The following is a 26,377-nucleotide window of genomic DNA, read 5'->3' on the forward strand; positions in this document are numbered from 1 at the left end:
GTGTGTCTTATCCTGGCGGGTACCTATACATATTTTGGCTACCATGTCGTTCGTCGCGGAGTAATCTTTGTTGACCTTGCACTTGCCCAGGTCGCTGCTTTGGGCGCGTGTGTCGGGGTTTTACTGGGATGGGGCGCGGACAAATTTCCTTTTCAGAACTATCTTATTTCATTGGGATTTACCATGATCGGCGCTCTGCTTTTTGTGCTTTTCAGGAGCAAACGCGAAAAAGTCCCGATAGAAGCGCTTATCGGCATCACTTATGCCGGTGCGATCGCTCTTTCTCTTATTGTTTTGGAACGGTCAGTCTCAGGAACCGAAGATATAAAAGAGATGCTCGCGGGTTCTATCCTTACCGTAGCTCCGAAACAACTTCTTTTCATCGCGATACTTTGCGCGATCGTAGTAGCAATACACTGGTTTGCGCGAAGGCGGGTTTTTGCGGTAACCGCAGACCCCATAGAAGCGCAAAATAAGGGCATTCGGATATGGTGGTGGGATTTTGTTTTTTATGTCACATTTGGATTTGTAGTTACGTCTTCGGTAAAAGTGGTGGGCGTGCTTTTGGTGTTTGCTTTCCTCATAATTCCCGCAGTCGCTGCGATGATCGCCACGGAAAAAACTACGCGCCGAATCTTTTTCGGATGGATTTTTGGATTAGTGGGATGTATTGTCGGGATAGAAGCTTCTCTGAGGCTTGACTGGACTCCGGGGCCTACTATTGTCGCGGTTTTTCTTGTCATGCTCATCCTGTCCTGGATAGTTAAAAGAATATTTGTAAAAGAGTAACCCTGATCAACCCGAAGGGTTGGCAGGGATAAATAAAAGGAGGAATTATGAAAATTTGTATGCCGACGTCAACAAATGAGGGGAAGAAAGCAGTAGTTCATGGGCATTTTGGAAGCGCGCCGTATTTTACGATCTATGATACCGAAAAGGATTCTTACGAGGTCATAGATAACTCAAATCAGCATCATTCGCACGGCACATGCCATCCGATGGATTCTTTATCAGGGAAAAAAATTGATGCAGTAGTATGCGGCGGTATGGGAAGCCGTGCAGTTGAAAAACTGAACAAAAGCGGGATAAAAGCATACAGGGCTATACCGGGCACAGTTTCGGAATTGGTAGCCCAGTTCCTTAAAGGCGGCCTGAAAGAAATAACAGTTGAGAATTCCTGTATTCAGCATAATTGCCGTTAGTTTTTATAAACACTATATTAAATGATTAAGAAGAAAATAGATTATCATTGTATCTACGGGCCCGTTGCTTCGTGGCGGCTCGGAGTTTCTTTAGGCATTGACCCGATTTCAATGTCGTATAAGGTTTGTTCGTTTGACTGTTTGTATTGCCAAATCGGCAGAACAAAAGTTTTGAGCACAAAAAGAGAATGTTTTGCTACGACAGATGAAATAATAGGGGAACTCAAAACCATTACAAAAGAAGGCATTGACTACATAACTTTTGCAGGAGCGGGTGAACCGACGCTTGCAGGAAATCTGGGCAGGATAATACAAAAAGTAAAAGCTGTGCGTTTGGAAAAGGTTGCCGTTATAACTAATTCATCCATTCTTAATGATCCCGAGGTGCGTTCTGAGTTGCTTATGGCGGACAAAGTAATAGTTAAACTTGATGCGGCGGACGAAAAAACATTCAAAAAAATAAACAGACCTGCAAAAGAGGTTAAGTTTAAAAATATTTTGCAAGGTTTGCGCGACTTTAGAAAAGAGTTTAAAGGGGAGCTTGCTGTTCAAATAATGGTGATTAAAGAGAATAAGAAGTCGGCAAAGGAAATAGCAAAACTTGCTTATTCAATAAGTCCTGATGAGATACAAATTAATACACCATTGAGGCCGTGTCCGGTAGAACCGTTGGGCAAGAAGGAGATTACAGCAATAATAGAAGAATTTAAGATTTTATGCCCAAAGACGAGGATACTTTCGGTATATGGCCCGCGTGAAGAAATTAAAACTGAATCAATCAGCGGCAAAGATACTTTACGGAGAAGAGGCAAGCTTGTGTAAATGATATGTAGTTAAAAATTAATAAATGTCCGGCTATAAACTTAAAAAAACGGTATTTATGGTTGAACAATCAATAAAAATATTCATTACTTTGTTTTTAATTTTCATATTGTGCGCAAATACTGAAATAGTTGACGCACAAAGGATTGCACCAAAATCAGTTCAGCCGCAGCAGGTTGACAGAGCAAAACTTCTGGTCAATAATTTGGAAATGAGGCTTGCGCACCTGCAAAAACGAGTGACCGGCGCAGGTTTTTTTATAAAAAAGGTGAAAATGCGCGAAAACCTTTGGAAAATAGCCAGAAAAAGGGGATACAGTGTGCATTCAATTTTGGGGTGCAACCCGCAGATGGAAACCTATGATGTGCATATAAATGAACGCATACTTTTACCTTCAAGAGGAGGCACTCTCCATCAGATTCAAAAAGGGGACACATGGAAAAAAATAGCCGAACAATATGATATAGAAGAAAACGAACTTATTAAATTCAACGGAAATGTTGGAAAACTTAATTCGGGAGAATTTATTTTTGTTCCCGGGCGTATGCCGGACATTGACCTGATGAATCAAAAGTTAAGGGCAAAATACGAATTGCGCGAGATGTTTGTCTCGCCGCTGGGAGGCAGGTTAAGCAGTCCTTTCGGAAGGCGCCGCCATCCTGTTACCGGGAAACCAAGTTTTCACGGAGGAATTGATATCGCGGTTCGAGAAGGAACCTGGGTGGGCGCGGCGGCAGACGGTGTGGTCACTTTTGCGGGTAACGATGGGGGGCATTACGGCAAAGCGGTTTTCATCAGGCATCAAAATGGTTATGAAACGCAGTACGGGCACCTGTCAAAAATATATGTAAAGGTCGGCCAAAGGGTGAATGCCCGAAAGCTGATAGCAAGAAGCGGGTCCACCGGCCGGTCAACGGGGCCTCATTTGCATTTTACGATAAAAAGAAATGGTAAATTAGTTGACCCTTTGAAATTTCTCTGGTAAACTAACATAGAAACAGTGACAACACCTGCGTTTAAAGAAAAAGAAAAAGGAGGAAATTTATGCCGGATTTCGGAACGCCGTTTGCAGGATTGAAGAAGGACAGAAAGGTTACACCTGAAGAGCTTGTAAGAGCTATCCGATTTATGGTTGCCGCAGAATATGAGGCGATTCAGCTTTATATGCAGCTTGCGGAATCTACCGAAAACAAGCTTGCCCAGGAAGTCCTGAAAGATATTGCTGACGAGGAAAAAGTCCATGCGGGCGAGTTTTTGAGATTATTGAAGGAGCTTGCGCCGGATGAGGAAAACTTCTACAAGAAGGGCGCACAAGAAGTAGAAGAAGAAATCAAAAAGAAGCAATAAAAACGGCTTTTCGATGGGATGAAAGTTTGAATGATAGGATACTATTTCGATGAATACTGAAAAAATATTTCTTACCGATCTGGATGCGGGATTAAGCGGTACGGTAAAAGAAATCGCCGGCGGTTTCGGAGCAATCAGAAGACTCAGAGCGTTAGGGTTCGGAGTTGGCGATCATATTACCAAGCTGAGCGGAATGCATATGCGAGGCCCGGTGATTATTAAGGTACGCGGAACTCATATTGCCATAGGTTATGGTATAGCTTCCAAAATAATAGTTGAGGTTAAGAAGTGAAAAAAATACTTCTCTTAGGAAATCCCAATGTCGGGAAAAGTGCTTTTTTCTCCCGGTTGACCGGAGTTCACGTTATAACATCCAATTATCCCGGCACAACCGTTGAGTTTACCAAAGGGTATATGCTTTTAAACGGGGAAAAAACAGAAGTGATTGATGTCCCGGGCATATATACTCTTGAACCGACCTGTAAAGCTGAAGAAGTTGCATGCGAGATGTTGAAACAAGCGATACATGAAGAAATAAAAGGAAATTGCATTATTATAAATATAATAGATGCCACTAATTTGGAAAGGAATCTCTACCTCACTCTTGAACTTATGGAGCAAGAAATTCCGATTATTGCGGCATTGAACATGTGGGATGATACCAAACATCGCGGAATACATATTGAAATTGAGAAATTATCGCGCTGGCTCGGGGTTTCAGTGGTTCCAACGGTAGCGGTTACCGGCGAAGGTTTTCCAAAATTGATCGCTGAAATACCTAAAGCGGAAGCTCTGAAAGTGAGAAAACATACCTATGAGGAAAGATGGAAAGACATCGGCAAAGTCATTGGAGAGGTTCAGCATCTGGAACACAAGCATCACACTTTTTTTGAAAGAATACAAGATTTAACTGTTCATCCGTCAACAGGATTGATTATCGCAGGATTCATCGGTTACTTCTGTTTTATTGTTGTAAGGTTCATAGGCGAAACACTGATAAATTATCTGACCGATCCTTTCTTTAACAAAATTTGGCTTCCGATACTTCAAAAACTTGTGGCAATCCTGGGTTCAAAAGGAATTATTCATGATATTCTTATAGGAAAGCTTATCGGCGGCCAGATAGATTTTGTCCAGTCATTCGGTGTTTTGAGCACCGCTTTATATATTGAATTCGGGATCGTTCTGCCGTATATTATTGCATTTTACCTGGTGTTGGGACTTCTTGAAGACTCGGGATATCTTCCGCGATTAGCTGTTTTATTGGATACCTTTTTGCATAAAATCGGTCTTCACGGATTTGCCATAGTTCCCACGCTGCTAAGTTTCGGATGCAACGTCCCGGGCATCCTTTCAACCAGGATTCTTGAAAGCAAAAGAGAACGTTTCATCGCTTCAACACTTATTTCAATTGGGATACCCTGCGCGGCACTTCAGGCAATGATTTTCGGCATTTTAGGCAGGCACGGGACAGTTCCCGTTTTAATCGTATATGGAACTCTTTTTCTTGTTTGGGCAGTATTGGGATATATATTGAATAAGATTCTGCCGGGATTCAGCCCGGAACTTTTAATTGAAATACCTCCTTACCGGCTTCCCCCATTAACAATTATGGGGAAAAAATTATGGTGGCGGTCCAAAAAATTTCTGGCGGAGGCATTGCCGATTGTTACAGGCGGAGTATTGGTTGTAAATATTCTTTTTTTCCTGGGGATTTTTGATACTGTTACAAAATTAAGTGCGCCTGTTATTAGCAGCCTGTTGGGACTTCCAAAAGAAGCTGTGATTGCTATTTTAGTCGGATTTTTGAGAAAAGATGTGGCGGTTGGAATGCTGGTGCCGCTGAACCTGACAGTAAATCAGCTGATTGTTGCATGCGTGGTGCTTTCTATGTTTTTCCCCTGTATTGCAACATTTGTGGTTTTGTGGAAAGAGTTGGGCTTAAAAGATATGTTGAAATCAGTTTTGATAATGGTTATAAGTGCGCTTTTAACAGGCTGGCTTTTAAAAACAATTCTTTTATAGGCAATAAACTTTTACATGAGTTAAGCACTGGAAAAGCCAGCAAATATACGCTTAAGAGCTAGAAAAATACGCACAGAGCCGTGCATATCCGTGCGCAAACCGAGCGTAAGGCGTGCATAAACCGTGCATATTTGAGTTCATATCGCCTGAAAATACGCACGCTCAATAATACGCACGAATTTTACCAAGTATATCCCCCCGCTAGGCTTCAAAATAAGTAAATTCTTTGGTAAAATGTTTCGGCAGTTTTGAAAAAGCGAGAAAATTGATCATTGGGGAAGTGGGGAAGGGGGGCAATAAAGCAGACTGGCCCTTGCCCGCCCAACCTAGGTGGCTGTACCGTGAACCTTTTTTCTACTGCAAACTCGGTTTTTGGACTGCAACGAAAACTTTGCTCGACTTACAGATCGCTTCGCTAATATGCTCGCCTCGCAAACTTTTGTTTCGGCACAAAACCCAAGTTTTCGTAACGAAAGCGGTTCACGGGACAGCCACAGACCCGCCGTTTGGGCGAGGGAGAAGGGCGACCGAGGGTTTTAACCCCGAGTATTTCGGGGTTGGGGGGAAGGGTCTTTACCCAATAAGTCATTTAGTTAATTGGGCAGTCTGCTAGCCAGCGCCAAGTTGACGCCCGAATTACCAGCCGAAGGCTGGGATAAAGGGGCGAGGAAGCTTTCGAGCCGCCGGTAATGGAGCAACGAGGCTAGCCTTGGGAAACCCTCACAGCTTAAATATATGAAAGATATTGTTTGAGCTGATTTCAAGGAGCGACGACGAAGGCCTATCCTCTGAGATATGTCTAGGAGGAGCGACGCAGAAAGCGGCCAAAGATATCTTTCCCGAAGGGCTTGGGTCTTTTACCCATTGTCAGCGTTGCTCATCGCTAATGTGCCGCAGAAGGCACACCGCGCTCTTCGTGCCTCGACACTGGATAAAATCCCTCAAGCATATATCAAGTTGTGAGGGTTTCCCAAGGCTTACATAGCGGCGAGTTGCGGAATGGCGAGCGAGAAGCGACGAGCGAATAAGGGAACGAGGACCCGTCCGTAGCAAATGGGAAGCTTTGCGGAGGGCGGAACGAAACCGGAGTTCCCGCACGGCAACGACCCCTAAACGGGGTGGCGATGGCTAAGTCGTACCGGCTTTGCTGCTGCGAAGCAGCAGAGGGCGGACGAAGCCCAAAAAAACTCCTTAAAGCGCGCGGGGATAAAAAAATAAATCGTTTTGAGCGGGCGAGGGAGCCCACCTGAGCGAGAGCGAAGGGAAAGCCGAATCAAAGCAGTGCGAGGGCGCATTCGTGCCCGAGCGCTGCGTCAATCAAGCGTTCAATCAATGTTCTTACGCTTGCAACCGTGAATCATGTTTGGTAGAATGATATCCACAGTTCGGGAAAAAACGGACTGCGGAGCCAGTTTTAGAGCATAGACCTGAGAAATTCCCAAAAGGGATGCCTCAGGTCTATTTTTTTACTGCAAGCATAAATTTAAACCTTAATTAAAAGCCAAATTAAACTTGAAATCCCTATAATATTATGGTATAAACTATTCAGGTAATATTGGACGACACTCCAAAGTGTGGTAGTAAAGATTGGAGTAGTATCCAAAAAGAAAGGTGTACTAAATGATTGACAGGTATTTATCAAAAGTGATTTTCAGTGATTTGCAAGATAAGATGATATTTATTGCCGGGCCCCGGCAAGTCGGGAAAACGACACTGGCAAAATATATAGGAGAAAAACATTATGCCGGCAAATACAATTACTTAAACTGGGATAATCGTTTGGATAGAAGGGCTATTCTTCAAGAAGTGTTCTCAGGCACAAACGAACTTGTCATATTTGACGAAATACACAAATATAAAAAGTGGAAGAACTATATAAAAGGGGAATACGATAAAAATAAAGATGTTTTTAAAATAATTGTTACCGGGAGCTCCAGGCTTGACATATATAGGAAACACGGTGATTCTATGCTGGGCCGTTACTATTATTTCAGGATACATCCGCTGACGGTAGCAGAATTAATTAAGAAAAATAACGATTACCAGCCTTTTTCAAAACTATCTTTTGATAAATCTTCAAAAAATATTTTAAGCGTATTTAATGATTTGTACAAGTACGGCGGATTCCCTGAAATGTATATTAAGAAAGACAAGAATAAATTAGGGAGATGGCATAACAGCCGTATAGAAAGTATTGTTCGTGAAGATGTAAGGGATATCGTTTCCATACGGGATTTAGGCACTTTAGAGCTTCTGGCAGAACTAATCCCAGAAAAAATCGGATCATTGTTGTCAATAAATTCCTTAACTGAGGATTTGCAGGTATCGTTTAAGACAGTTCGTTCATGGATAGAATGTTTGGAGCAGGTTTATTATCTTTTCCGCATATATCCATATCAGTCTAAACTGATCAGGTCACTGAAGAAAGAACCAAAGGTGTATCTCTGGGATTGGTCTCAACTAAACGAAGAAGGGCCGAAATTAGAAAATATCGTTGCCTCGCATCTGCTTAAGTTCTGCCATTATCTGCATGATGTCAAAGGATATAAAATAGATCTCAGGTTTTTACGCGATAAGGAGCAAAGAGAAGTAGATTTTCTTGTTACGGTAGATAATAAACCGTGGTTTTGTGTAGAGGTCAAGAACAGCAGGAAAGAAATATCGAAATCCCTGTTTTACTACAAGAATACCCTTAAAATACCTTACGCCTTTCAAATAACTATGGAAAATGAAGTTAATTTTGTTAAAGACGGCGTACAGGTTATCAGTGTTCCGGTTTTTTTGACTTCGCTTTATTAAAAATTTATGACGAAAATACTGCAATGGCGTAATTTGTCAATCAGCCACAAATTGAAAGCGGAATTTGCTGTAATTTTGTTGCATAAATGGTTTCCCTCCTGAGGCGGGCAGGCTAACATCGTTAAGCATGGATAGTATAGCCCTGGAATCACTCCTTGTGGGTGGTTGCGGGGCTATAATTTTGTTATATAACTTGAACATACAACGCGAAAAGAGGGTTGTGTGGCCTCTGTCTTGTTAAATCCGACTAATATGATATAATTTCACTTGCCAAAACTGCTGCTAACGCAAACGACGGCTTTTGAGTTTTGGAAATCAAAAGACGAAAATACTTGTTAGCGCTTTTATAATAAAACAATAATAAAGTATTAACGGAGCTGGCATGCAAAAAAAAGAAATTCTGAATTATGCATTGCGGGGGCTTTCCCAAAAAGAGGTCCAGAATCGGTTGGAAAAAGAAGGTTATAACGAGATCCCGTCTACTAAAAAACGCAGTGTATTTATAATAGCTCTTGAAGTTTTGAAAGAGCCGATGTTTTTGCTTTTGGTTGCCTGCGGTACAATATATCTTTTGCTTGGCGATGTTCAGGAAGCGCTGATACTGCTAGGATTTGTATTTGTCATTATGGGCATAACTTTTTATCAGGAAAGAAAAACCGAACGGGCGCTGGAAGCTTTGCGCGATCTATCCAGCCCTCGCGCATCCGTTATTCGGGACGGGCAAAAAATAAAAATCGCCGGCAGAGAAGTGGTGCGTGATGATATTATTATTTTGAGCGAAGGAGACCGCGTTCCGGCTGATGCCGTTATCTTAAAATCCTTAAATCTTTCGGCCGATGAATCTTTGCTGACGGGAGAATCCGTGCCTGTCGCAAAATATGCTGTTGAAAATGAATCTTTTGATATGGACACTATCCGTCCCGGCGGAGATAACCAGCCGTATGTCTTTTCAGGAACACTTATTGTACAGGGCCAGGCCATCGCGCAAGTCAAGAAAACGGGGATTCATACTGAGATCGGAAAGATCGGAAAATCTCTTCAGGTAATTGAAGAAGAAGAAACGCTTCTGAAAAAAGATGTTTCCCGGACGGTAAAAATAGTCGCATTAACCGGCGCGGCACTTTGCTCTTTAATTGTTGTTGTATACGGCATCACGAGGGCAAACTGGCTTCAGGGATTTTTGGCTGGGCTAACCCTTGCTATGGCAATGATACCTGAAGAATTTCCTGTCGTTTTAACCATATTCCTTTCGCTCGGAGCCTGGCGCATATCGCAAAAAAGAGTTCTTACACGAAGGATCCCCGCGGTAGAAACGCTTGGCGCGGCAACAGTTCTTTGCGTTGACAAAACCGGCACTCTTACCGTTAACCGTATGCGGGTTCAGAAACTTGCTACGCAAGGAATAACCTGCAATGTTACTTCCTCTGATAAGTTTCCCGAAGATGACCGGTTTCATCAAGTAATTGAATACGGGATTCTTGCAAGCCAGACCGATCCTTTTGACCCGATGGAAAAAGCAATAAGGGAGCTAGGCGAACAATATCTTTCTAACACCGAGCATATTCACCAGGATTGGGAAATGATTCAAGAATATCCGCTTTCAAGAGAACTGCTTGCTATGTCTCGGGTATGGAAACGGAAAAATAGCGAAGAATATGTTGTAGCGGCAAAGGGTGCACCGGAAGCGATCGCCGATTTGTGTCATCTTGACCCTGCTAAACTTGTAAAACTTAGGGAAGATATTGAAAAGTTGGCTGACGATGGCTTGCGGGTTATAGGTGTTGCCCGTTCAACTTTTCACACCGGGACATTGCCCGATATCCAGCACGAATTCGCGTTTAACTTTATCGGCATTATCGGCCTTGCCGACCCAATACGGGAACAAGTGCCTTCAGCAATAAAAGAGTGTTATAACGCCGGCATGAGGGTCATAATGATTACCGGAGATTATCCCGGAACCGCTAAAAACATTGCCGGCCAGATCGGTCTTGCTAACAAAGACGATATAATTACCGGACAAGAACTGGATAAAATGAGTGATGAAGAATTGCAGAATAAAATGAAAAATGTTAACGTATTTGCCCGCGTAGTGCCGGAACAAAAACTGCGAATAGTAACTGTGCTGAAAAGCTCAGGTGAAGTTGTTGCGATGACCGGGGACGGCGTTAATGATGCCCCTGCATTAAAAGCAGCGCATATCGGTATCGCCATGGGCGGGCGAGGAACAGATGTGGCGCGCGAATCTGCTTCTCTGGTTCTCCTGGATGACGATTTTATGTCCATCGTTGCGGCGGTCCGCATGGGACGGCGTATTTTTGATAACTTAAAAAAAGCAATTTCTTATATTTTAGCAATACATGTTCCTATAGCGGGTTTAAGCCTTTTGCCGGTACTCTTGGGATGGCCGCTGATACTTTTTCCTATCCATATAGTCTTTCTTGAACTTATAATAGATCCCGCATGTTCGCTGGTGTTTGAAGCGGAAAACGAAGAAAAAAATATTATGAATCGCCCGCCGCGAAATCTAAAGGAACCCCTTTTTTCATGGGAAACCGTTGGATACAGTCTGCTTCAAGGAATAATTTTACTAGGCGCAGCAATTGTTCTTTATATATTTGTTCAGCAGCTTGGAGAAACTGTATCTCAGGCGCGCACGCTTGCTTTTACTACCCTCATCATAGGCAACATCGGGCTTATACTAAGTAATCGTTCTTGGACACTTTTTATACCCAAGCTTTTACGCTATAAAAATACGGCGCTTATATGGGTGGTCAGCGGAGCGGTGATATTTATGCTGTTGGCTCTTTTTATCCCGTCTTTAATGAAGATTTTTCGTTTTGAACCGTTTCATTTTAGGGATATGCTTATGTCCGTAGGAGCAGGGCTAATCAGCATTGTTTGTTTTGAGCTGATAAAATTTATAAGAAATTACAATCATTCAAAATATAATAATATCGTGAATTCTTCTTTTTAGCCGATGATTTTTTTCTCACGAGATATATATTTAAATTACTAGGCCGCGCAATATGACTTTGCTGTTATCTGCAAATTGAAAGCATATTTTGCTATAATGTTGTTGTATAAATATTTTCCCTCCTGAGGCGGGCAGGCTAACATTGTCCAGTAAGGAGACATATCTTTTTCCTGGCCTAGATTAACTCCTTCGATAGGAGTAATTTACGGCCATCAGTATTTTCGGTAGACAAAAATTATTCAGCATACTGAAACTTTTTTTGTCCGGAGATTGTCTAATTTGTTGACACATTTATGAAAATAAAAGTTATTATTACTATTGCCATAAGCTTGGTCATGCCAATTTGTCTGGTTCCGGTTTTTGGTCAGACGGTCAGAACGGATTCTCCTTTGAGCTGGACAGATTGCGTCACTCTTGCGTTAAGCAACAACGCGGACCTTTCTTCTTCTCGATATGCTCTCGCGGCAAGCAAATCTTCATATAAAGGCAGCTATAATGCAGTTCTTCCTCAGGTAGCGCTGTCCAACAGTTACAGCAGTTCAGATAACCCGTCTAGCACGGGTGGTGCCAACTCGGGCAACTGGCAAGCCCAGGCATCGGCGAACCTTAATATTTTCAATAAAGCTGCGTACGCATCTATCCAGGGAGCGAAAGCTCAGACGACGCAGCAGCAGGCGAACGCGCGGCAGGTTTCTTCGCTGCTGCGTTTCAATCTGCGCAAAGCCTTTGCTCAGCTGCTTTTTGCTCAGAAGAATATTGAAGTTTCAAAAAATATCGTTGCTATGCGGAGGGAAGAAGCTCAAATGGTAATCCTCCGCTACAACTCAGGCAGAGAGTCAAAGGGTAATATGCTCAGGGCGAACGCGCAGTCCTTGCAGGCAAAAGCGGATCTTGCCCAGTCAGAACGGGATCTGCGGACGGCCCGGGCGGTGCTTAACCGGCAGCTGGGTCTGGACGATTTTACTGCCATTGCCGTTACGGGAACCTTGAACACAACGCAGGCTCCGCCCGATGCGCCCAAGGACGAACGAGCCTTGATGAAAGACCGTCCCGACGTGGCTTTGCAGGAAGCGGCCGTCAAAAGCGCGGAAACAGGCCTCAGCCAGTCCGAAAGTTCATTCTGGCCGGTCCTGTCGGCCAATTATTCTTTTTCCGGCTCAGGGCCGAACGAAATTCCTTCTCTTTATTCCAGCTGGGGTGTGGGACTGCAGTATCCACTTTTCGGAGGCGGGCCCACCGCTACTTATTACGCGAGATCCGCGGCGAAAAATAATCTTGAGAAGGCGCGTCAGGACCTGCGTTCCGTGCGAGAGCAGGCGATTGTAGATATAGAGACTTCCTGGTCAACTTTTGCTGGGGCCGTTGACCAGCTCAGGGTTCAGTCGGCATTGCTGGAAGCATCGCGGCAGCGCAACGACGAAGCGAACATCCGCTATGACAGCGGCCTTCTGACATATGACAACTGGGAAATTATTGTGTCCGACCGGGTGAATCAGGAACGTCAGGCGATACAAGCGCAATTGAACTCCGTGACCGCTGAAGCGGCATGGCTAAAAGCTCTTGGTAAACCGATAGAGGAGTAATATAAATATGAAAAAGCTAATTATTTTTATGGTATCGCTGGTGCTGGTGGCGGGATGCGGATGGTCTTTGTTTAAGGATAAAAAGGCAAAGACAGGAAGTGTGCAGACGGTAATCGTGACCAAAGGCACGATCAAGCAGACAGTTGAAGCGACCGGTTCCGTTGTTCCGTTGAACCGCGTAGAAGTAAAACCCCCGATGTCCGGCCGAATAGAAAAACTTCTTGTTGATGAGGGCGATAACGTTAAAGTAGGCCAGACCATTGCATGGATGAGTTCAAGCGACCGGGCGGCCATCCTTGATTCTGCGCGGAGCCAGGGGGCTGCCGTGCTTAAAAAGTGGGAAGATTCCTACAAGCCGATTCCTATCATCTCCCCGTTGTCGGGCGTCGTCATTTTGAAGAACGTGGTCGTCGGGCAAACCGTTGACTCTGCCTCTGTCCTTTTTGCCATATCAGATTATCTGATCGTTCTTGCACAGGTTGACGAGTCCGATATAGGCAGCGTCAAAGCGGGAATGCCCGCCTGGATCACGCTGGACTCATACCCTAACCAAAGTGTTGAAGGCAGGGTTTCAAATATCCTTTATGAAGGCAAGAATGTTTCAAATGTCATTACCTATAGTGTCAAAGTGAAACTGAACAGCGTGCCATCATTTTTTCGATCACAGATGACCGCAAACATCAGTTTTATCGTCAGCAACAAGGAAAACGTCCTCCTCCTGCCGTTGAGCGCAGTCCGGGATATGCCGAACGGAGCAAAACAAGTGTCCGTTTCTGGCCCGGAAGGTAAACCTGTTTCCCGTGAGATTTCCACGGGGATAGAAAATAACGATACGATCGAAGTGGTATCGGGGCTTCAAGAGGGGGACCGAGTCCTCATCACCCGCGGCAGGTACGTTCCCCAGCAGGGCGCGCAGGCAAGCCCTCTGACGTTCGGCGTCAGGCAGTCGAGCAGTACCAACAATTCCGGAAGAGCGCCCCGCTCCCGATAATTTCTTCTATGGCAATCATTGAACTTAAAGATATCAAAAAGTCTTACTGGATAGACGGCGAAGAGTTGGCTGTCCTTAAAAACATCAACCTGCATGTCAACGAAGGGGAATTCGTTGCCATTATGGGCCCCTCGGGGTCCGGAAAATCCACGCTGATGCAGATCATGGGCCTACTGGATCGTCCGACCGCGGGAAAGTATACTCTTGAAGGTTTTGACGTTTCACAGCTTTCCGATGACGAAGGCGCGGCTATTCGTTCAAAGACGATCGGCTTTATATTCCAGATGTTCAATCTCCTTGCGCGCACTAGCGCTCTGGACAACGTAATCCTGCCGATGATCTACGCCGGTGCCTCAAACCGGGGAAACCGCGCGAAAGATCTCCTCTCCGTTGTTGGACTTCAAGACCGAATGCTTCACAAACCCAACGAGCTTTCCGGCGGCCAACAGCAGCGTGTGGCCATTGCCCGCGCGCTTGTGAACCATCCGAGAATTATATTTGCCGACGAGCCGACCGGTAACATTGCTTCAGGTCAGGCAGAAGATATTATGAAACAGCTGGCAATCCTTAACGCCGGCGGTATTACGGTCATCATGGTGACCCATGAGCTGGATATCGCTGCCCATGCCAGGCGAATTATCCATCTCAAGGACGGAATAATCGTTTCGGATGAACCAAACAGGCCTGTAACTTTCATGAATAATGCTTCGGAAGAGATCTCTAAAGTTAAACCCGTTGAACAACCCACTGAAAAACCGATATTTAAAATGGACTTTTCTCAATTTAATGAATACGGTCTTTCAGCGATGCGGTCCATGGCCTCAAACAAGGTGCGGAGTTTCCTATCTATGCTAGGTATCTTGATCGGCGTGGCCGCGGTCATTGCCATGCTTTCGCTGGGAAAAGGGGCGCAGAAATCGATTGAATCCCGCATATCAAGCCTCGGATCAAACCTGTTGATGATACACCCGGGATCTCCTATGAGGGGAGGCGTGCGGGCCGCGGGAGGCAGCGCAAGCCGTTTGACCATTGAAGACGTCAAGGCAATCGCGGTGATCCCTCATGCAGTGAACGTTGAGGGCAATGTTCAAGGCAGCGCCCAGGTCGTTTACGGTGATAAAAACGCCAACACCCAGGTTACCGGGGCCACGTCGCTATATTCGGCGATGCATAACGCGGCTCCTTATTACGGGCGCTTCTTTAGCGACGCGGAAGACCGCTCACTTGCGCGTGTCGTGCTTGTAGGGCAGACCGTAATCAAAAACCTTTTCGGCAATGACAACCCTGTTGATAAAATAATCAAGGTCAACCATATTAATTTTAAGGTGATAGGTGTCCTTCCCCTGAAGGGTTCGTCGGGATTCAGGGACCAGGACGATATGATACTCATCCCGCTCAGCACCGCAATGAAGAGAGTTCTCGGCATGGTGTACTTGAACACCATTTATGTTGAATGCGACAGCGGCGATAATATCCCGCAGGTAATGGCGGATATAAGGACTCTCATGCGGCACCGGCATCACCTTCCCGATTATAAGGATGACGATTTTGAAATACGAAACATGGCCGACATTCAGGCGGCGCTCTCGGGAACGACGCAGACGTTCACGCTGCTTTTAGGGATTGTCGCGGCGATATCGCTTTTGGTCGGCGGTATCGGCATAATGAACATTATGCTCGTTTCGGTGAGCGAGCGCACGAGGGAAATCGGTCTGCGAAAAGCCATCGGCGCGCCCCGCCGGGCTATCCTTATTCAGTTTCTTATAGAGTCGGCGGTGCTCTCTACTGTGGGAGGGATAATCGGTATCCTTTTTGGTATAGCAATCTCGCTGTTTTTGGCCAAATTTGCCGGCTGGGCAGCCATCGTGACACCGCATTCGGTTGCCTTCGTATTCACCATATCGGCGAGCGTCGGGATAATATTTGGCTTTTTGCCGGCGCGCAAAGCATCCCTCCTGTCGCCTATCGAAGCTCTCCGTTATGAATAGGGATTATGAGAAGGCGCGGAAGCCTCTTATATGAATTGATATAAATATTTTTAATTTTGTATAATAGAAAAATGAATAAAACAGGTACATTAATCCAAACTGCTGACTTATTAAGCATTCCTGAAGCTAGTGAATGGGCTTCAAAATATTTAGGAAAAAATGTTACAAGTTCAAATATATCATACCTAATTCAATATGGACTGATAAGAAAAATTGGTGATAATGGAACAACACAGGTTTCAATGGAAGAGTTAATCAAATATTATAAATCTTACAACGGCTATCGTGAAACATCATGGAAAAAACAACTAGGGGAAGATGTAAATTGGGCACTATCTTTTGATCAATATAAAGAAGCTGAAACAACAAAACATGTTCATAGACTTCATCCTTACAAAGGGAAGTTCATCCCTCAATTAGTAGAATACTTCTTAGATGCCCATAAAGACAAATTTAAAAAAGAAATCTATTTTAAGAAAAATGATATAGTTCTCGATCCATTTTCCGGAAGCGGGACAACATTGGTGCAAGCAAACGAGCTTGGCATGCACGCTATAGGCGTAGATGTTTCAGTATTTAATTCGCTTATAGCAAATTGTAAAGTTATAAAATACGACCTTGCTGATGTTCAAAACGAAATTGATAGGATAACAAAAGCGTTTAAGGAATTTTTAATAAAGTCACATGTCCCTGAATTTGAAGAGAAACTTTTGAAAACATTGTACGGCTTTAATAGCAAATATTTTCCAGTTCCTGAATATAAATTTAAACTCAAACGCGGAATGATAAATGAAAAGGTGTATGGAGCAGAAAAAGAAAAGGAGTTTTTAACATTTTTTAAAAATCTTGTTAAAGAATACAATATAAAATTATTGCAAGATAAAGCAGATACTTTTTTGGATAAGTGGTATTTTCAACATATCAGAAATGAAATTCAGTTTATTTTTGATGAAATAAAAAAGATTAAAAACACGAATACGAAAAAAATCATTACAGTTATTCTAAGCAGGACTATTCGTTCCTGCAGATCGACAACACATGCTGATTTGGCAACTCTTATTGAACCAATTGCAGCAACCTACTATTGTTCGAAACACGGCAAAATATGTAAACCGCTTTTTTCAATTAGTAAATGGTGGGAAACATACACAAAAGATACGATTGAAAGACTTGCTCAATTCGACCAATTGCGGACTAAAACATATCAAGTATGTTTAACTGGCGATAGCAGAACAATTGATATTTTTGAAAAACTTGAAAAGAAAAATTCTTCTTTTGCCCAATTAGTACGCAAACAGAAAATAAAAGGAATATTTTCAAGCCCGCCTTATGTAGGTTTGATAGATTATCACCAACAACATGCCTATGCCTATGATCTTTTCGGCTTTGCGCGAAAAGACGAATTGGAGATAGGCCCTCTTTTTAAAGGGCAAGGCAAAGAAGCAAAACAAAGCTACATACAAGGGATATCTGATGTTCTTAATAATTGTAAAAAATATTTTGTTGAAGATTATGATGTTTTCCTAGTTGCAAACGACAAATATAATATGTATCCGGTAATTGCCGAAAAGTCTGGCATGCAAATTGTTAAACAATACAAACGTCCTGTATTAAACCGCACCGAAAAAGACAAGGGCGCCTATTCGGAAACAATATTTCATATAAAAGAAAGGTGACATATTGAGTATGCAGGTGCTTTCAAACGATAAAATATCGAAAATAATTAAAGATAATCTTGGCATAGAAAAGTCCGGAAAAAATAAATTTGAATTTGCGGTTGCAAACATATTGAATATCAAATACCTCGCGGGAATTGATTTCGAAGATATGATAGATGGAATGACGGGCAGTGGTGGAGAAGAGGGAATATATCATGCCTTTGATGCAAAATATTTTCAAGGATAAAAAAATATGGCTCTATCGAAAAATCAAATTCAAAATGTTGAAGATGTATTAAAACGCAGTTTACGTTCAAAATTCCAAAATTACAATCCAGAGCCAGCTTCAATGCCGTTCCATACTAGACTATTAGGAAAGGATAGAATGGCTTTATTTTCATTTATCCATTCTCTTAATACGAATTTTGGAACTAGTATTTTTGAGCCGGTTGCATTGGAGTTAGCTTCGTCAAGTTTTTCAAGTGCCCAGTCACAGCAAACAGCAGGAACACAAATATCGTCTGAGGCGCACAGAGTCATACAAAACATAATGGATAATCTATCAACAGCCAAGACATCTCCGGATAAAATTGAGGAAATGAAAGCGATTAAAAAAGTATGTCAGAAGGGCACGATGAAAACCGTCAAATTAACAAAAATAGACATTAAGCTTATATCCCGTAACGGAATAATTTATCTATTTGATATTAAAACGGCAAAACCCAATGCAGGGGGGTTCAAAGAGTTTAAAAGAACGCTTTTAGAATGGGTTGCAGCAATACTGGCCCAAGATCCTAAAGCAAATGTGAAAACTATTATAGCTATTCCCTATAATCCGTATGAACCTAAAGCGTATAATCGGTGGACGATGCGGGGGATGTTGGATCTTAATAATGAGTTGAAGGTCGCTGATGAGTTCTGGGATTTTCTTGGGGGAAAAGGAGCATATCAGGATTTGCTTGATATATTCGAGCAAGTCGGGATTGAACTGCGGCCTGAAATTGACCAGTACTTTGCGCGTCATAACAAATAAAACCTATCTTTTACTTGCCCGCTGGAATTTCCAGGACACAATAAAATTTAATGAAAAAAATAAGTGAATTTGAAGAATTACTCGCAGTTAGAGAATATCGTGATATTAGAAAATATAATATAGGGAGAAAATAAAATGTCAAATGAAATGTTAGCTCTTTCTTTAACTGCAGTCTCTATAGGGTTTCTTCATACATTATTCGGCCCTGATCATTATCTTCCTTTTATAATGATTTCGAAAGCAAAAAAATGGTCTCTTTTAAAAACCTCGTTCATAACTTTTATATGCGGGATAGGGCATATCTTAAGTTCAGTGGTTTTGGGAATAGCAGGGCTGTTATTAGGGGTTGCCGTTAATAAACTTGTTTCTATTGAATCTCTGCGCGGAGAAATAGCCGCATGGCTATTAATAAGTTTCGGACTTCTATATTTTGTATGGGGTATAAAACAGGCGGCAAAAAATAAATCACACACACATGAACATGTGCACGTAAACGACGCTGTGCACGAGCATAATCATTCACACATAAGCGGGCACGTCCATATCCATGATAATGATACAACAAACATAACGCCTTGGGTCTTATTCCTTATTTTTGTCTTTGGGCCCTGCGAACCGCTTATTCCTTTAGTGATGTATCCAGCTGCCAAAGGGAATTCAGTAGGGGTAATAGCAGTTACACTAATTTTTGGCTTGATAACTATTACAACTATGCTGAGCATTGTAGTGATATCATATTTGGGAATGTCTTTTATTCCTTTTCGAAGAATAGAAAAGTATACCCATGCACTGGCAGGAGCAGCCATATTTTTATGCGGGATTGCAATTCAATTTATGGGTCTTTAGAAAATCCCGGGAAATATAAAATCGGCCAGAATACAAAATATTAAAAGATATGACGGCTAAAATACTTATTCTGAATGGAAGTCCTAAAATAAACGGCAATACCGCAAAGCTTATTGATTGGTTTGTTGAAGGCTTAAAAACAAAAGGCGCGGAAGTTGAAATTATTAATACTGCGTTTCTAAAATATAAAGCAAGCGGATGTCTATCCTGCCGTAAGTGCCAGAAATATAAAGAATACGAATGCTCAATAGATGACGATGCAAAACCGGTCTTGAAAAAGATGGCAAAAGCGGATATAATAGTTATGGCAACACCTTTATACTTTTACGGGCCAAGCGCTCAGCTTAAACATATTTTTGATAGGATGTTTTCCCTTTATAAATGGGATAATGAAGCGGATACGATGGAAACGCCTTTAAAGGGAAAGACGCTTGTATTAATAGCCAGCGCATACGAAGATGTTGGCCTTGATGCTTTGGAAAAACCATTTAAGCTGACCGCAGATTATACTCCAATGAAATTCGCATCACTTCTTATTCCAAATGCCGGAGTTTCAGGGAACATCAAAAATATTCCGGGTATTCGTGAAAAGACAATTGAGTTTGCAAAATCTTTGGCATAAAATGACTTGTGTATCACAATATTGGATATGCCAAAAGGAGTTGTGTTATGAAAAGCTTTATAATTTTTTTATTCGCCGCTAGTTTTCTAAGTCTTTCTCAGTTGTCTGCTGAAGAAAAAGAAAAACCGAAGGATATCAAAATATTTGCTGAGCAAAATATAATATGGCACGGGCAATCGGCTTTTGAAATTCATGATGATTTAACAATTTTCACTGACCCCTATAAATTGAAAAAAGCCGGTAAGGCAGATATAATTCTAATAACTCATCCTCATCCTGATCACCTTTCATCGGAAGATATAGGAAAAATTCAAAGCACAGGAACTGTTATTGTTGCGCCGGATGATCCTGAATGCCGAGAAAAACTTTCCGGCGACGTAAAATTTGTAAAGCCCGGAGATACATTAACTGTAAAAGGAGTTTTAATTGAGGTTGTACCGGCGTATAATATAGGGACAAGACTTTTCCATTTAAAATCCAGTAATTGGGCCGGTTATATTTTTGAAATAGACGGAATACGCATTTATACTGCGGGAGACACGGACAGAATTCCCGAAATGAAACAGATTAATACGGATATCGCTCTTTTGCCGATAGGAGGGTTTTTTACAATGGATGCCAAAGAGGCATCGCAGGCTGCTTTAGATATAAATCCGAGTATTGTGATTCCCATGCATTATGGTGCAAGGGTTGGATCAGCAAAAGACGCGGAAAAATTTAGGCAATTGCTGGAAAACAAGCTGGATGTGCTGATAAAAACTGCGGAATAAAAAAGATTTAAGCAGATATAAAAAATAAGCCCAAGATTGTCATTTAAGATAATCCTGGGCTGTTTTATTGTTTATTCAGATTCGCACCGCGCCTGCCGGCGGGCAGGGAAAACCCCCGGCTTCTGTCGGGGGATGAATGCGAAGATGAACCCCCGTGTCTAGTTTTGTCCTAAAACTCCTTTATCCTTTCAGACAAAACTACGGGGGTGGGTTCATTTAAGAACCCGCCGACTCCTGTCGGCGGAGTTTCAGTAAAAGAACTTAAAGCCTGGCTCCATTTCTTAAGTCAACTTGAGTTTTCATGTCAACGCTGGAATTCGTCTTACCGCTAAGCCTTTTTAGCCGGTATTTTGATTTCTTTTGAATCTCGGTGGGAAGGCCGATATTGTTAAGAAGGTCAATCAAAGGATCTGGGTCAAGTTCTTCAACATTGACCATTTTTTTAACGTCCCAAACTCCGTTAGCGACAAGGAGCGCCGCTGCAGCAGCAGGGACTCCTGCAGTATAACTTATTGCCTGGGCTTCCACTTCGTTGAAACATTCTTTATGGTCACAGACATTGTATAAAAATACTTCTTTTTCTTTTTCACCTTTTTTCCCCTGAATAAGGCATCCAATGCAGGTTTTGCCGGTATAGTTCGGAGCAAGTGTTTTAGGATCAGGCAAACATGCTTTAACTACTTTTAAAGGAATTACTTCAAGGCCTTCCGCTGTCTTAACGGGCTTTTCTGAAAGTAAGCCGATATTTTTAAGTACTGTGAAGCAGTTGATATAGTGGTCTGAAAATCCCATCCAGAACCTTATGGTATTTGCGTCAATATTTTTCGAGAGGGAGTGTATCTCATCGTGCCCGGTCAAATAAACAGTTTGCCTGCCGACCACGGGGAAATTGTAGGACATCTTTTCTGTATGTGTCGGTGAGCATATCCATTTGCGGTCAATCCACGTCCATACTTTTATGAACTCCCTGAAGTTTATTTCGGGATCAAAATTTGTCGCAAAATATTTTCCGTGACTGCCGGCGTTCACGTCCATTATATCTATTGTGTCAATCGTGTCAAAATGGTGTTTTGCCGCAAAAGCGCAATAAGCGTTGACTACGCCGGGATCAAACCCAGCTCCTAAAATTGCAGTCACGCCTTTTTTTTCGCATCGGTCTTTTCTTTTCCATTCATAGTTTGCATACCAAGGCGGATCCTCGCAGGTTTTGTCCGGTTCTTCATGAATTGCAGTGTCAATATAAGCTGCTCCGGTTTCTATGCAGGCTTCAAGAACCGATATGTTAACGAAAGCGGAAGCAAGATTGACGACAATAGAAGATTTTGTGTCTTTGATAAGTTTTGCAGTTTCTTTTACGTCCAATGCATTGATCTGCCTGGAATATAATTTTTTCTTATTATCTTTTAGATTTTTTTTCCTGTGTATGCTTTCAATGATTGCATCACAATATTTCTGCGTTCGCGATGCAATACAGATATCTCCGATAAGATCATTGTTTTGGGCAAGCTTATGAGCCGTTACATGGGCAACTCCGCCGGACCCAATGATCAAAACATTTCTGTTCATGATCTGCACCTCCTTTGTCGCGTCCTCATTTCATTCGGACTTATTTCATTGTTCCGTCTTCGAAAGGAATTTGCTCGCCGGAACGCTCCCCAAGAGGGAACCTTAGGTTCCCTCATTCATCGGCGCTTCGCTGAACTCCCTCCTAAGCGGAAAACTATTTTATCGCGTCCTCATTTTATTCGGACTTATATTAACAATAAATAAAATTCAAGATAAACTTTTTACAAAATCATTATAATAAAAACTGCGAACCAAGTCCAATTTACCGTTAAGTCTTTTTATAACAATTGACGGCATTTGAAGCCCGTTGAACCAATTTTTTTTCACCATGCTGTAACCGGCAGCATCAGAAAATTTTATTATGCTCCCGACTTTTAAAGGCGATTTAAAATTGTATGTCCCAAAAATATCGCCTGCCAGGCACGAGCGTCCGGCAATCATATATTTGTATCGTCCGTGATTTGCATTTTCCATTTTTGCCGGAGTGCGGTAAATCAATAAATCCAACATGTGCGCTTCAGTAGAAGCGTCAACGATAGCGATATCTATTTCGTTATGAATAATATCTTTTACCTGCGTGACAAGTTCTGCCGAGCGTGTAATGGCCGTTTCGCCGGGCTCCAGGTAAACTTGAACTCCGTAAGTATCGCTGAATTCTTTTAATTTTTTTGAAAACTTATCTATCGGATAACCATCCTTTGTAAAATAGTATCCTCCTCCGAGGCTAATCCATTCCAATTTTTTTATGACATCCCCGTAATTGCGGCCTATAAAATCCAGGCTTGAAGAAAAATTTTTAAAATCGTCATTTTCACAATTATAGTGAAACATTATGCCTGAAATCATCGGCAAGACCTTCTTTAAAGCTTTTTTATCAATTACTCCGAGCCTTGAATATTTCCGCGCAGGATCTGCAAGATCAAAATGAGAATAGCTTATGCGCGGATTTACCCGAAGCCCAATTTTTAAACCCCGAACATCTTTATAAAACATTTTTAACTGTGATATTGAGTTGAAAATAATTCTGTCGGCGTATTTTTTTACTTCTTGTATATCTTCTTTTGAAAAACCAACGCAGAAAGCATGTGTTTCTTTGCCGAACTTTTCGTAACCCAGGCGCGTCTCATATAATGAACTGCTTGTGGTGCCGTCCATATACTTTTTCATGAGGCCGAAGACGCTCCATGTGGAGAAACATTTTAAAGCTAATACAATTTTTGCCCCGGATTTTTCACGGACATATTGTATTTTCTTTAAATTTATTAATAACTTTTGTTCATCAATAAGATAATATGGCGTTGATAGTTTCATATTTGCTGTATTCCCGACGGAAAATACTAAGATATTTTAATGCGATAATTATACAATATTTTTAAGAGATTTAAAACATTTTTTATGCCGGGAACTTTAGGAAATCATTGCCTGTCAAAAAATAACTCAATTATTTAATTGATTTTTTTGCCCAAAAGAGATAAAATCAATGCGTCAAAATATTATTGAAAATTATAGTTAATTTATTGCGCGTTTTTCAGGGCAAGGTTTTATCGTTTCTGGGGAAAACTGAATATTTTGGTAAAAATAAATAAGGAGGACTATTTATGAAGAATATTTTGTTTACGGCCTTATTTTTAATATTTGCGGTATCTGCTAATTTTGCCGAGAAGAGTCCGGGAGAATTAGTTAATCCAAAAAAAAATCCGATTTTTAAATATGAGGAATGGAGACAGTTTTGCTCAACAAAACTTACTTCTACTCTTTACGTAACAGGGCTTGTAGAAGGATATGAGTTGCGAGATATGCTGGAAGAAAAAAGACTTATCAAAAGGTACGGCATGATAGCAAGAATGACTCTTGGAGAAATAGTGGAGTTAGTTAGTGAAGTATATGAGATGCCAAAATATCGAAATTTAGAAGCGAGGGTAATTATTCACGGGATTTATACATCTGAAAATAAAGTGGCATTATATACATTTTTAAATTCGTATATAAAGAAACAAACTTTTAAAAGCACAGACGTTGGCAATAATAAATAACATAATTTTGAGCAATCAAGAATTTAATTAATACCCTTGGCTGTAATAGAAAAGACAAAGAATTTGCCGAAATTGAAAATACTTATATAATAACCAGCAATTTAATTAATGGAGAGGTCGCATACGAGTCCGAAGGACGAAGCCCCTGCAGTTTTGTTTTAGGAACTAAAACAGCAGGGGGCGGTTGTGAATGGCTGTACCTCCAGTTTCCTACGGAAACTAAACACGGATACATTGATTTCATCAATGGAGAGGTCGCATAGCTGGTTTAGTGCGGTGGTTTGCTAAACCGCTGTACTGGTGAAAACCGGTACCGAGGGTTCGAATCCCTCCCTCTCCGTTGTTTTCCACAATTTTGAAAATTTAACGACAAAGCCGTTCCCCCGCCGACTTTGGAATTGAAATTTGAAATGATTTTCCAAGGCATTTTGAATTCATAGGACAAAGCCCGCTCGAAAATTTTGAAGTTCGAACCAATCTTTTTCACAAAATCACGGACTTTCTCGTGGTTTTCCCGCAAAGAAATATCCTCGACGGTAGAAGCTTCCCTGATAAAGTTTATCATTAGTTCGAACCGATTACTGCTCTTTTGCCCAAACTCCCTTAACTTGTCTTTCAGCTCAACCTTTTGTGACATGAGTTTATTTCTTTTGTTGGCGTATTCTTCCTGCGATATTGTTTTGTTTAAACTCATATCCAAAAGGGTATCAAGCTTGGTTTCAAGTTCTTTTACCTGATCTCTCAGGTCCTCGGCAAAAGAGCAGTCGGCTTGCTTTCTCTGTTCCGCTTCCTTTTGGAGTTCCTCTATCATATCCTTTGCTAAAGCCGGGCACAAAGAAACTTTTTTGAGGCTTTGCCTCAGTTGTTCATTAATAACTTCTTCCCTGACATACCTTTGCGAACAGTCAACCTTTCTTTTTGTGCAATGCAGATAATTATGACCTTTCTGCGTTTCGGAAGTTATGAAACAACCGCACGCCCCGCACCGAAACATTCCCCGGTATATGTAGGGCTTCAACTTGTTTCCTTTCGGCTTGCTCTTATTTTTCATAACTTCCTGAACTCTGTCAAAAAGTTTCTTTGTGATAATCGGTTCGTGCTTTCCTTCGTAAATTTGGGCGTTAAAGCGGATAACTCCGTAATAAACGGGATTATTAAACATATATTGATAATTGGAAATGGAAAGGGCTTTATCTTTCTTTCCAATTAATCCTAAATTGTTGATAATCTTTCGGACTTCTGCCAAGGGGTATTCGCCGGAAGCGTATATTTCAAACGCTTTCCTGATCAAAGGGGATTTATCTTTATCAATTACGATACAGCGGTTTTGTTTATCGTTTAAATACCCTAACGGCGCCCATTGGGGCCATATACCGTTTCTAAGCTTCTGGCGGATACCCCGCCTTATGTTCTCCGAAAGATTATCAACATAATATTTTGACTGCCCAAATGCGATGGAAAGCATAAACTTTCCTTGGGGTGTCGGGTCAAACCAAAAAGTCGGGAATTTTAGCTCGCTAATCTTTGCGATATCTACAAGGTATATTATTCTACCGCCGTCAATACTGTTTCGGGCTAACCTGTCGGGATGCCACGCTAAAATTCCTTCCGCTTCGCCCTGCTCTAAGCCCGCAATCATCTTGTTGAATATCTCTCGGCCCGGTTGTTTGGCGGTTTTGCTTTCAATAAACTCTTTAACAACGCAAAGGTTCTCTTTCTTTGCGTATTCTTTAAGCTCAAACAACTGCGCTTCAATGGACAAGACCTGCCTTTCAGGCTCATCGGTTGATTTGCGGGCATAGAGAAAAAACTTTTTGGTTTGATCGGTCATAAACCACCTCATTAGATATTTCTTTGCGGGCAAAAAGATTGGTTCAATGCTCGCCCCCAGCATACTTGTTGCCCAACAACAAGGAACTTCAAAATTTTCGAGCGGGCTTTGTCCTATGAATTCAAAATGCCTTGGAAAATCATTTCAAATTTCAATTCCAAAGTCGGCGGGGGAACGGCTTTGTCGTTAAATTTTCAAAATTGTGGAAAACAACGGTGTCTCTTGAATGATATTCGAACTTGGTTTGTTGAAAATCCGCCTGGGGTGGAAGCGAATCCGCAAGGATG

At 41.9% G+C, this 26,377-nt stretch carries 21 protein-coding genes and 1 tRNA gene; 20 read left to right on the forward strand and 2 right to left on the reverse strand.

What is annotated here, in order from left to right; translation table 11 throughout:
• From NT145_06435 to NT145_06520, 18 genes are all read left to right on the forward strand, one after another.
• On the forward strand, positions 1–789 hold a 789-nt coding region (locus tag NT145_06435; GenBank protein MCX5782325.1), incomplete at its 5' end, for a metal ABC transporter permease.
• A gap of 47 nt (positions 790–836) precedes the next feature.
• Entirely contained in the window at positions 837–1,202 is a 366-nt protein-coding gene (locus tag NT145_06440) for a NifB/NifX family molybdenum-iron cluster-binding protein (GenBank protein ID MCX5782326.1), read from the forward strand.
• Between the two features lie 21 nt (positions 1,203–1,223).
• The gene (locus NT145_06445) at positions 1,224–2,024 is read left to right on the forward strand and encodes a radical SAM protein (GenBank protein ID MCX5782327.1); all 801 of its coding nucleotides are present in this window, start codon (positions 1,224–1,226) and stop codon (positions 2,022–2,024) included.
• 25 nt (positions 2,025–2,049) lie between these two features.
• Positions 2,050–3,009: a LysM peptidoglycan-binding domain-containing M23 family metallopeptidase gene (locus NT145_06450; GenBank protein ID MCX5782328.1), complete on the forward strand. Its 960-nt coding sequence runs from the start codon at positions 2,050–2,052 to the stop codon at positions 3,007–3,009.
• Positions 3,010–3,068: 59 nt separating this feature from the next.
• Positions 3,069–3,371: a rubrerythrin gene (locus NT145_06455; GenBank protein ID MCX5782329.1), complete on the forward strand. Its 303-nt coding sequence runs from the start codon at positions 3,069–3,071 to the stop codon at positions 3,369–3,371.
• Positions 3,372–3,420: 49 nt separating this feature from the next.
• Positions 3,421–3,663: a FeoA family protein gene (locus NT145_06460; protein ID MCX5782330.1), complete on the forward strand. Its 243-nt coding sequence runs from the start codon at positions 3,421–3,423 to the stop codon at positions 3,661–3,663.
• Positions 3,660–5,396, forward strand: coding sequence for a ferrous iron transporter B (locus tag NT145_06465; GenBank protein ID MCX5782331.1), 1,737 nt, complete (start codon positions 3,660–3,662; stop codon positions 5,394–5,396). Before NT145_06460 ends, NT145_06465 begins: the two co-directional genes overlap by 4 nt.
• Positions 5,397–7,016: 1,620 nt before the next feature.
• Complete coding sequence (locus NT145_06470) at positions 7,017–8,195, forward strand: ATP-binding protein (GenBank protein MCX5782332.1); 1,179 nt, start codon at positions 7,017–7,019, stop codon at positions 8,193–8,195.
• 382 nt (positions 8,196–8,577) lie between these two features.
• Complete coding sequence (locus NT145_06475) at positions 8,578–11,169, forward strand: HAD-IC family P-type ATPase (protein MCX5782333.1); 2,592 nt, start codon at positions 8,578–8,580, stop codon at positions 11,167–11,169.
• Between the two features lie 293 nt (positions 11,170–11,462).
• The gene (locus NT145_06480) at positions 11,463–12,752 is read left to right on the forward strand and encodes a TolC family protein (protein ID MCX5782334.1); all 1,290 of its coding nucleotides are present in this window, start codon (positions 11,463–11,465) and stop codon (positions 12,750–12,752) included.
• Positions 12,753–12,759: 7 nt separating this feature from the next.
• Positions 12,760–13,743, forward strand: a complete 984-nt coding sequence (locus NT145_06485; GenBank protein ID MCX5782335.1) for an efflux RND transporter periplasmic adaptor subunit — start codon at positions 12,760–12,762, stop codon at positions 13,741–13,743.
• A gap of 8 nt (positions 13,744–13,751) precedes the next feature.
• Positions 13,752–15,731, forward strand: a complete 1,980-nt coding sequence (locus NT145_06490; protein MCX5782336.1) for an ABC transporter permease — start codon at positions 13,752–13,754, stop codon at positions 15,729–15,731.
• A 71-nt stretch (positions 15,732–15,802) separates the two neighbouring features.
• Positions 15,803–17,407 carry a DNA methyltransferase gene (locus NT145_06495; GenBank protein ID MCX5782337.1) on the forward strand — a complete coding sequence of 535 codons (1,605 nt, stop codon included), beginning with the start codon at positions 15,803–15,805 and terminating at the stop codon, positions 17,405–17,407.
• A 10-nt stretch (positions 17,408–17,417) separates the two neighbouring features.
• Positions 17,418–17,636 (forward strand): hypothetical protein, encoded by a 219-nt coding sequence (locus NT145_06500; protein MCX5782338.1) that lies wholly within the window; start codon positions 17,418–17,420, stop codon positions 17,634–17,636.
• 6 nt (positions 17,637–17,642) lie between these two features.
• The gene (locus NT145_06505) at positions 17,643–18,422 is read left to right on the forward strand and encodes a TdeIII family type II restriction endonuclease (GenBank protein ID MCX5782339.1); all 780 of its coding nucleotides are present in this window, start codon (positions 17,643–17,645) and stop codon (positions 18,420–18,422) included.
• 135 nt (positions 18,423–18,557) lie between these two features.
• Positions 18,558–19,268 carry a sulfite exporter TauE/SafE family protein gene (locus tag NT145_06510; GenBank protein ID MCX5782340.1) on the forward strand — a complete coding sequence of 237 codons (711 nt, stop codon included), beginning with the start codon at positions 18,558–18,560 and terminating at the stop codon, positions 19,266–19,268.
• Between the two features lie 49 nt (positions 19,269–19,317).
• Complete coding sequence (locus tag NT145_06515; protein ID MCX5782341.1) at positions 19,318–19,890, forward strand: flavodoxin family protein; 573 nt, start codon at positions 19,318–19,320, stop codon at positions 19,888–19,890.
• Between the two features lie 47 nt (positions 19,891–19,937).
• The gene (locus tag NT145_06520) at positions 19,938–20,660 is read left to right on the forward strand and encodes an MBL fold metallo-hydrolase (protein ID MCX5782342.1); all 723 of its coding nucleotides are present in this window, start codon (positions 19,938–19,940) and stop codon (positions 20,658–20,660) included.
• A 261-nt stretch (positions 20,661–20,921) separates the two neighbouring features.
• Here the strand turns inward: NT145_06520 and NT145_06525 are convergent, their stop codons facing one another.
• The gene (locus tag NT145_06525; GenBank protein MCX5782343.1) at positions 20,922–22,226 is read right to left on the reverse strand and encodes a saccharopine dehydrogenase family protein; all 1,305 of its coding nucleotides are present in this window, start codon (positions 22,224–22,226) and stop codon (positions 20,922–20,924) included.
• Between the two features lie 207 nt (positions 22,227–22,433).
• Complete coding sequence (nspC, locus tag NT145_06530) at positions 22,434–23,537, reverse strand: carboxynorspermidine decarboxylase (GenBank protein MCX5782344.1); 1,104 nt, start codon at positions 23,535–23,537, stop codon at positions 22,434–22,436.
• A gap of 287 nt (positions 23,538–23,824) precedes the next feature.
• Here nspC and NT145_06535 point away from each other — a divergent pair, with 287 nt between their 5' ends.
• The gene (locus NT145_06535) at positions 23,825–24,259 is read left to right on the forward strand and encodes a hypothetical protein (protein MCX5782345.1); all 435 of its coding nucleotides are present in this window, start codon (positions 23,825–23,827) and stop codon (positions 24,257–24,259) included.
• Positions 24,260–24,507: 248 nt separating this feature from the next.
• Positions 24,508–24,599: transfer RNA gene (locus tag NT145_06540), tRNA-Ser, on the forward strand.
• Positions 24,600–26,377 lie beyond the last annotated feature (1,778 nt).

The organism is Elusimicrobiota bacterium, assembly GCA_026388075.1.
Lineage (GTDB): Bacteria > Elusimicrobiota > Endomicrobiia > Endomicrobiales > JAPLKN01 > JAPLKN01.

Coding starts and splice junctions, on each gene's coding strand:
- NT145_06450 (MCX5782328.1), top strand. CDS start 2,050: ATGTCCGGCTATAAACTTAAAAAAACGGTATTTATGGTTGAACAATCA.
- NT145_06475 (MCX5782333.1), top strand. CDS start 8,578: ATGCAAAAAAAAGAAATTCTGAATTATGCATTGCGGGGGCTTTCCCAA.
- NT145_06490 (MCX5782336.1), top strand. CDS start 13,752: ATGGCAATCATTGAACTTAAAGATATCAAAAAGTCTTACTGGATAGAC.
- NT145_06470 (MCX5782332.1), top strand. CDS start 7,017: ATGATTGACAGGTATTTATCAAAAGTGATTTTCAGTGATTTGCAAGAT.
- NT145_06495 (MCX5782337.1), top strand. CDS start 15,803: ATGAATAAAACAGGTACATTAATCCAAACTGCTGACTTATTAAGCATT.
- NT145_06520 (MCX5782342.1), top strand. CDS start 19,938: ATGAAAAGCTTTATAATTTTTTTATTCGCCGCTAGTTTTCTAAGTCTT.
- NT145_06525 (MCX5782343.1), bottom strand. CDS start 22,226: ATGAACAGAAATGTTTTGATCATTGGGTCCGGCGGAGTTGCCCATGTA.
- NT145_06510 (MCX5782340.1), top strand. CDS start 18,558: ATGTCAAATGAAATGTTAGCTCTTTCTTTAACTGCAGTCTCTATAGGG.
- NT145_06505 (MCX5782339.1), top strand. CDS start 17,643: ATGGCTCTATCGAAAAATCAAATTCAAAATGTTGAAGATGTATTAAAA.
- NT145_06480 (MCX5782334.1), top strand. CDS start 11,463: ATGAAAATAAAAGTTATTATTACTATTGCCATAAGCTTGGTCATGCCA.
- NT145_06455 (MCX5782329.1), top strand. CDS start 3,069: ATGCCGGATTTCGGAACGCCGTTTGCAGGATTGAAGAAGGACAGAAAG.
- NT145_06515 (MCX5782341.1), top strand. CDS start 19,318: ATGACGGCTAAAATACTTATTCTGAATGGAAGTCCTAAAATAAACGGC.
- NT145_06535 (MCX5782345.1), top strand. CDS start 23,825: ATGAAGAATATTTTGTTTACGGCCTTATTTTTAATATTTGCGGTATCT.
- NT145_06445 (MCX5782327.1), top strand. CDS start 1,224: ATGATTAAGAAGAAAATAGATTATCATTGTATCTACGGGCCCGTTGCT.
- NT145_06500 (MCX5782338.1), top strand. CDS start 17,418: ATGCAGGTGCTTTCAAACGATAAAATATCGAAAATAATTAAAGATAAT.
- nspC (MCX5782344.1), bottom strand. CDS start 23,537: ATGAAACTATCAACGCCATATTATCTTATTGATGAACAAAAGTTATTA.
- NT145_06485 (MCX5782335.1), top strand. CDS start 12,760: ATGAAAAAGCTAATTATTTTTATGGTATCGCTGGTGCTGGTGGCGGGA.
- NT145_06460 (MCX5782330.1), top strand. CDS start 3,421: ATGAATACTGAAAAAATATTTCTTACCGATCTGGATGCGGGATTAAGC.
- NT145_06440 (MCX5782326.1), top strand. CDS start 837: ATGAAAATTTGTATGCCGACGTCAACAAATGAGGGGAAGAAAGCAGTA.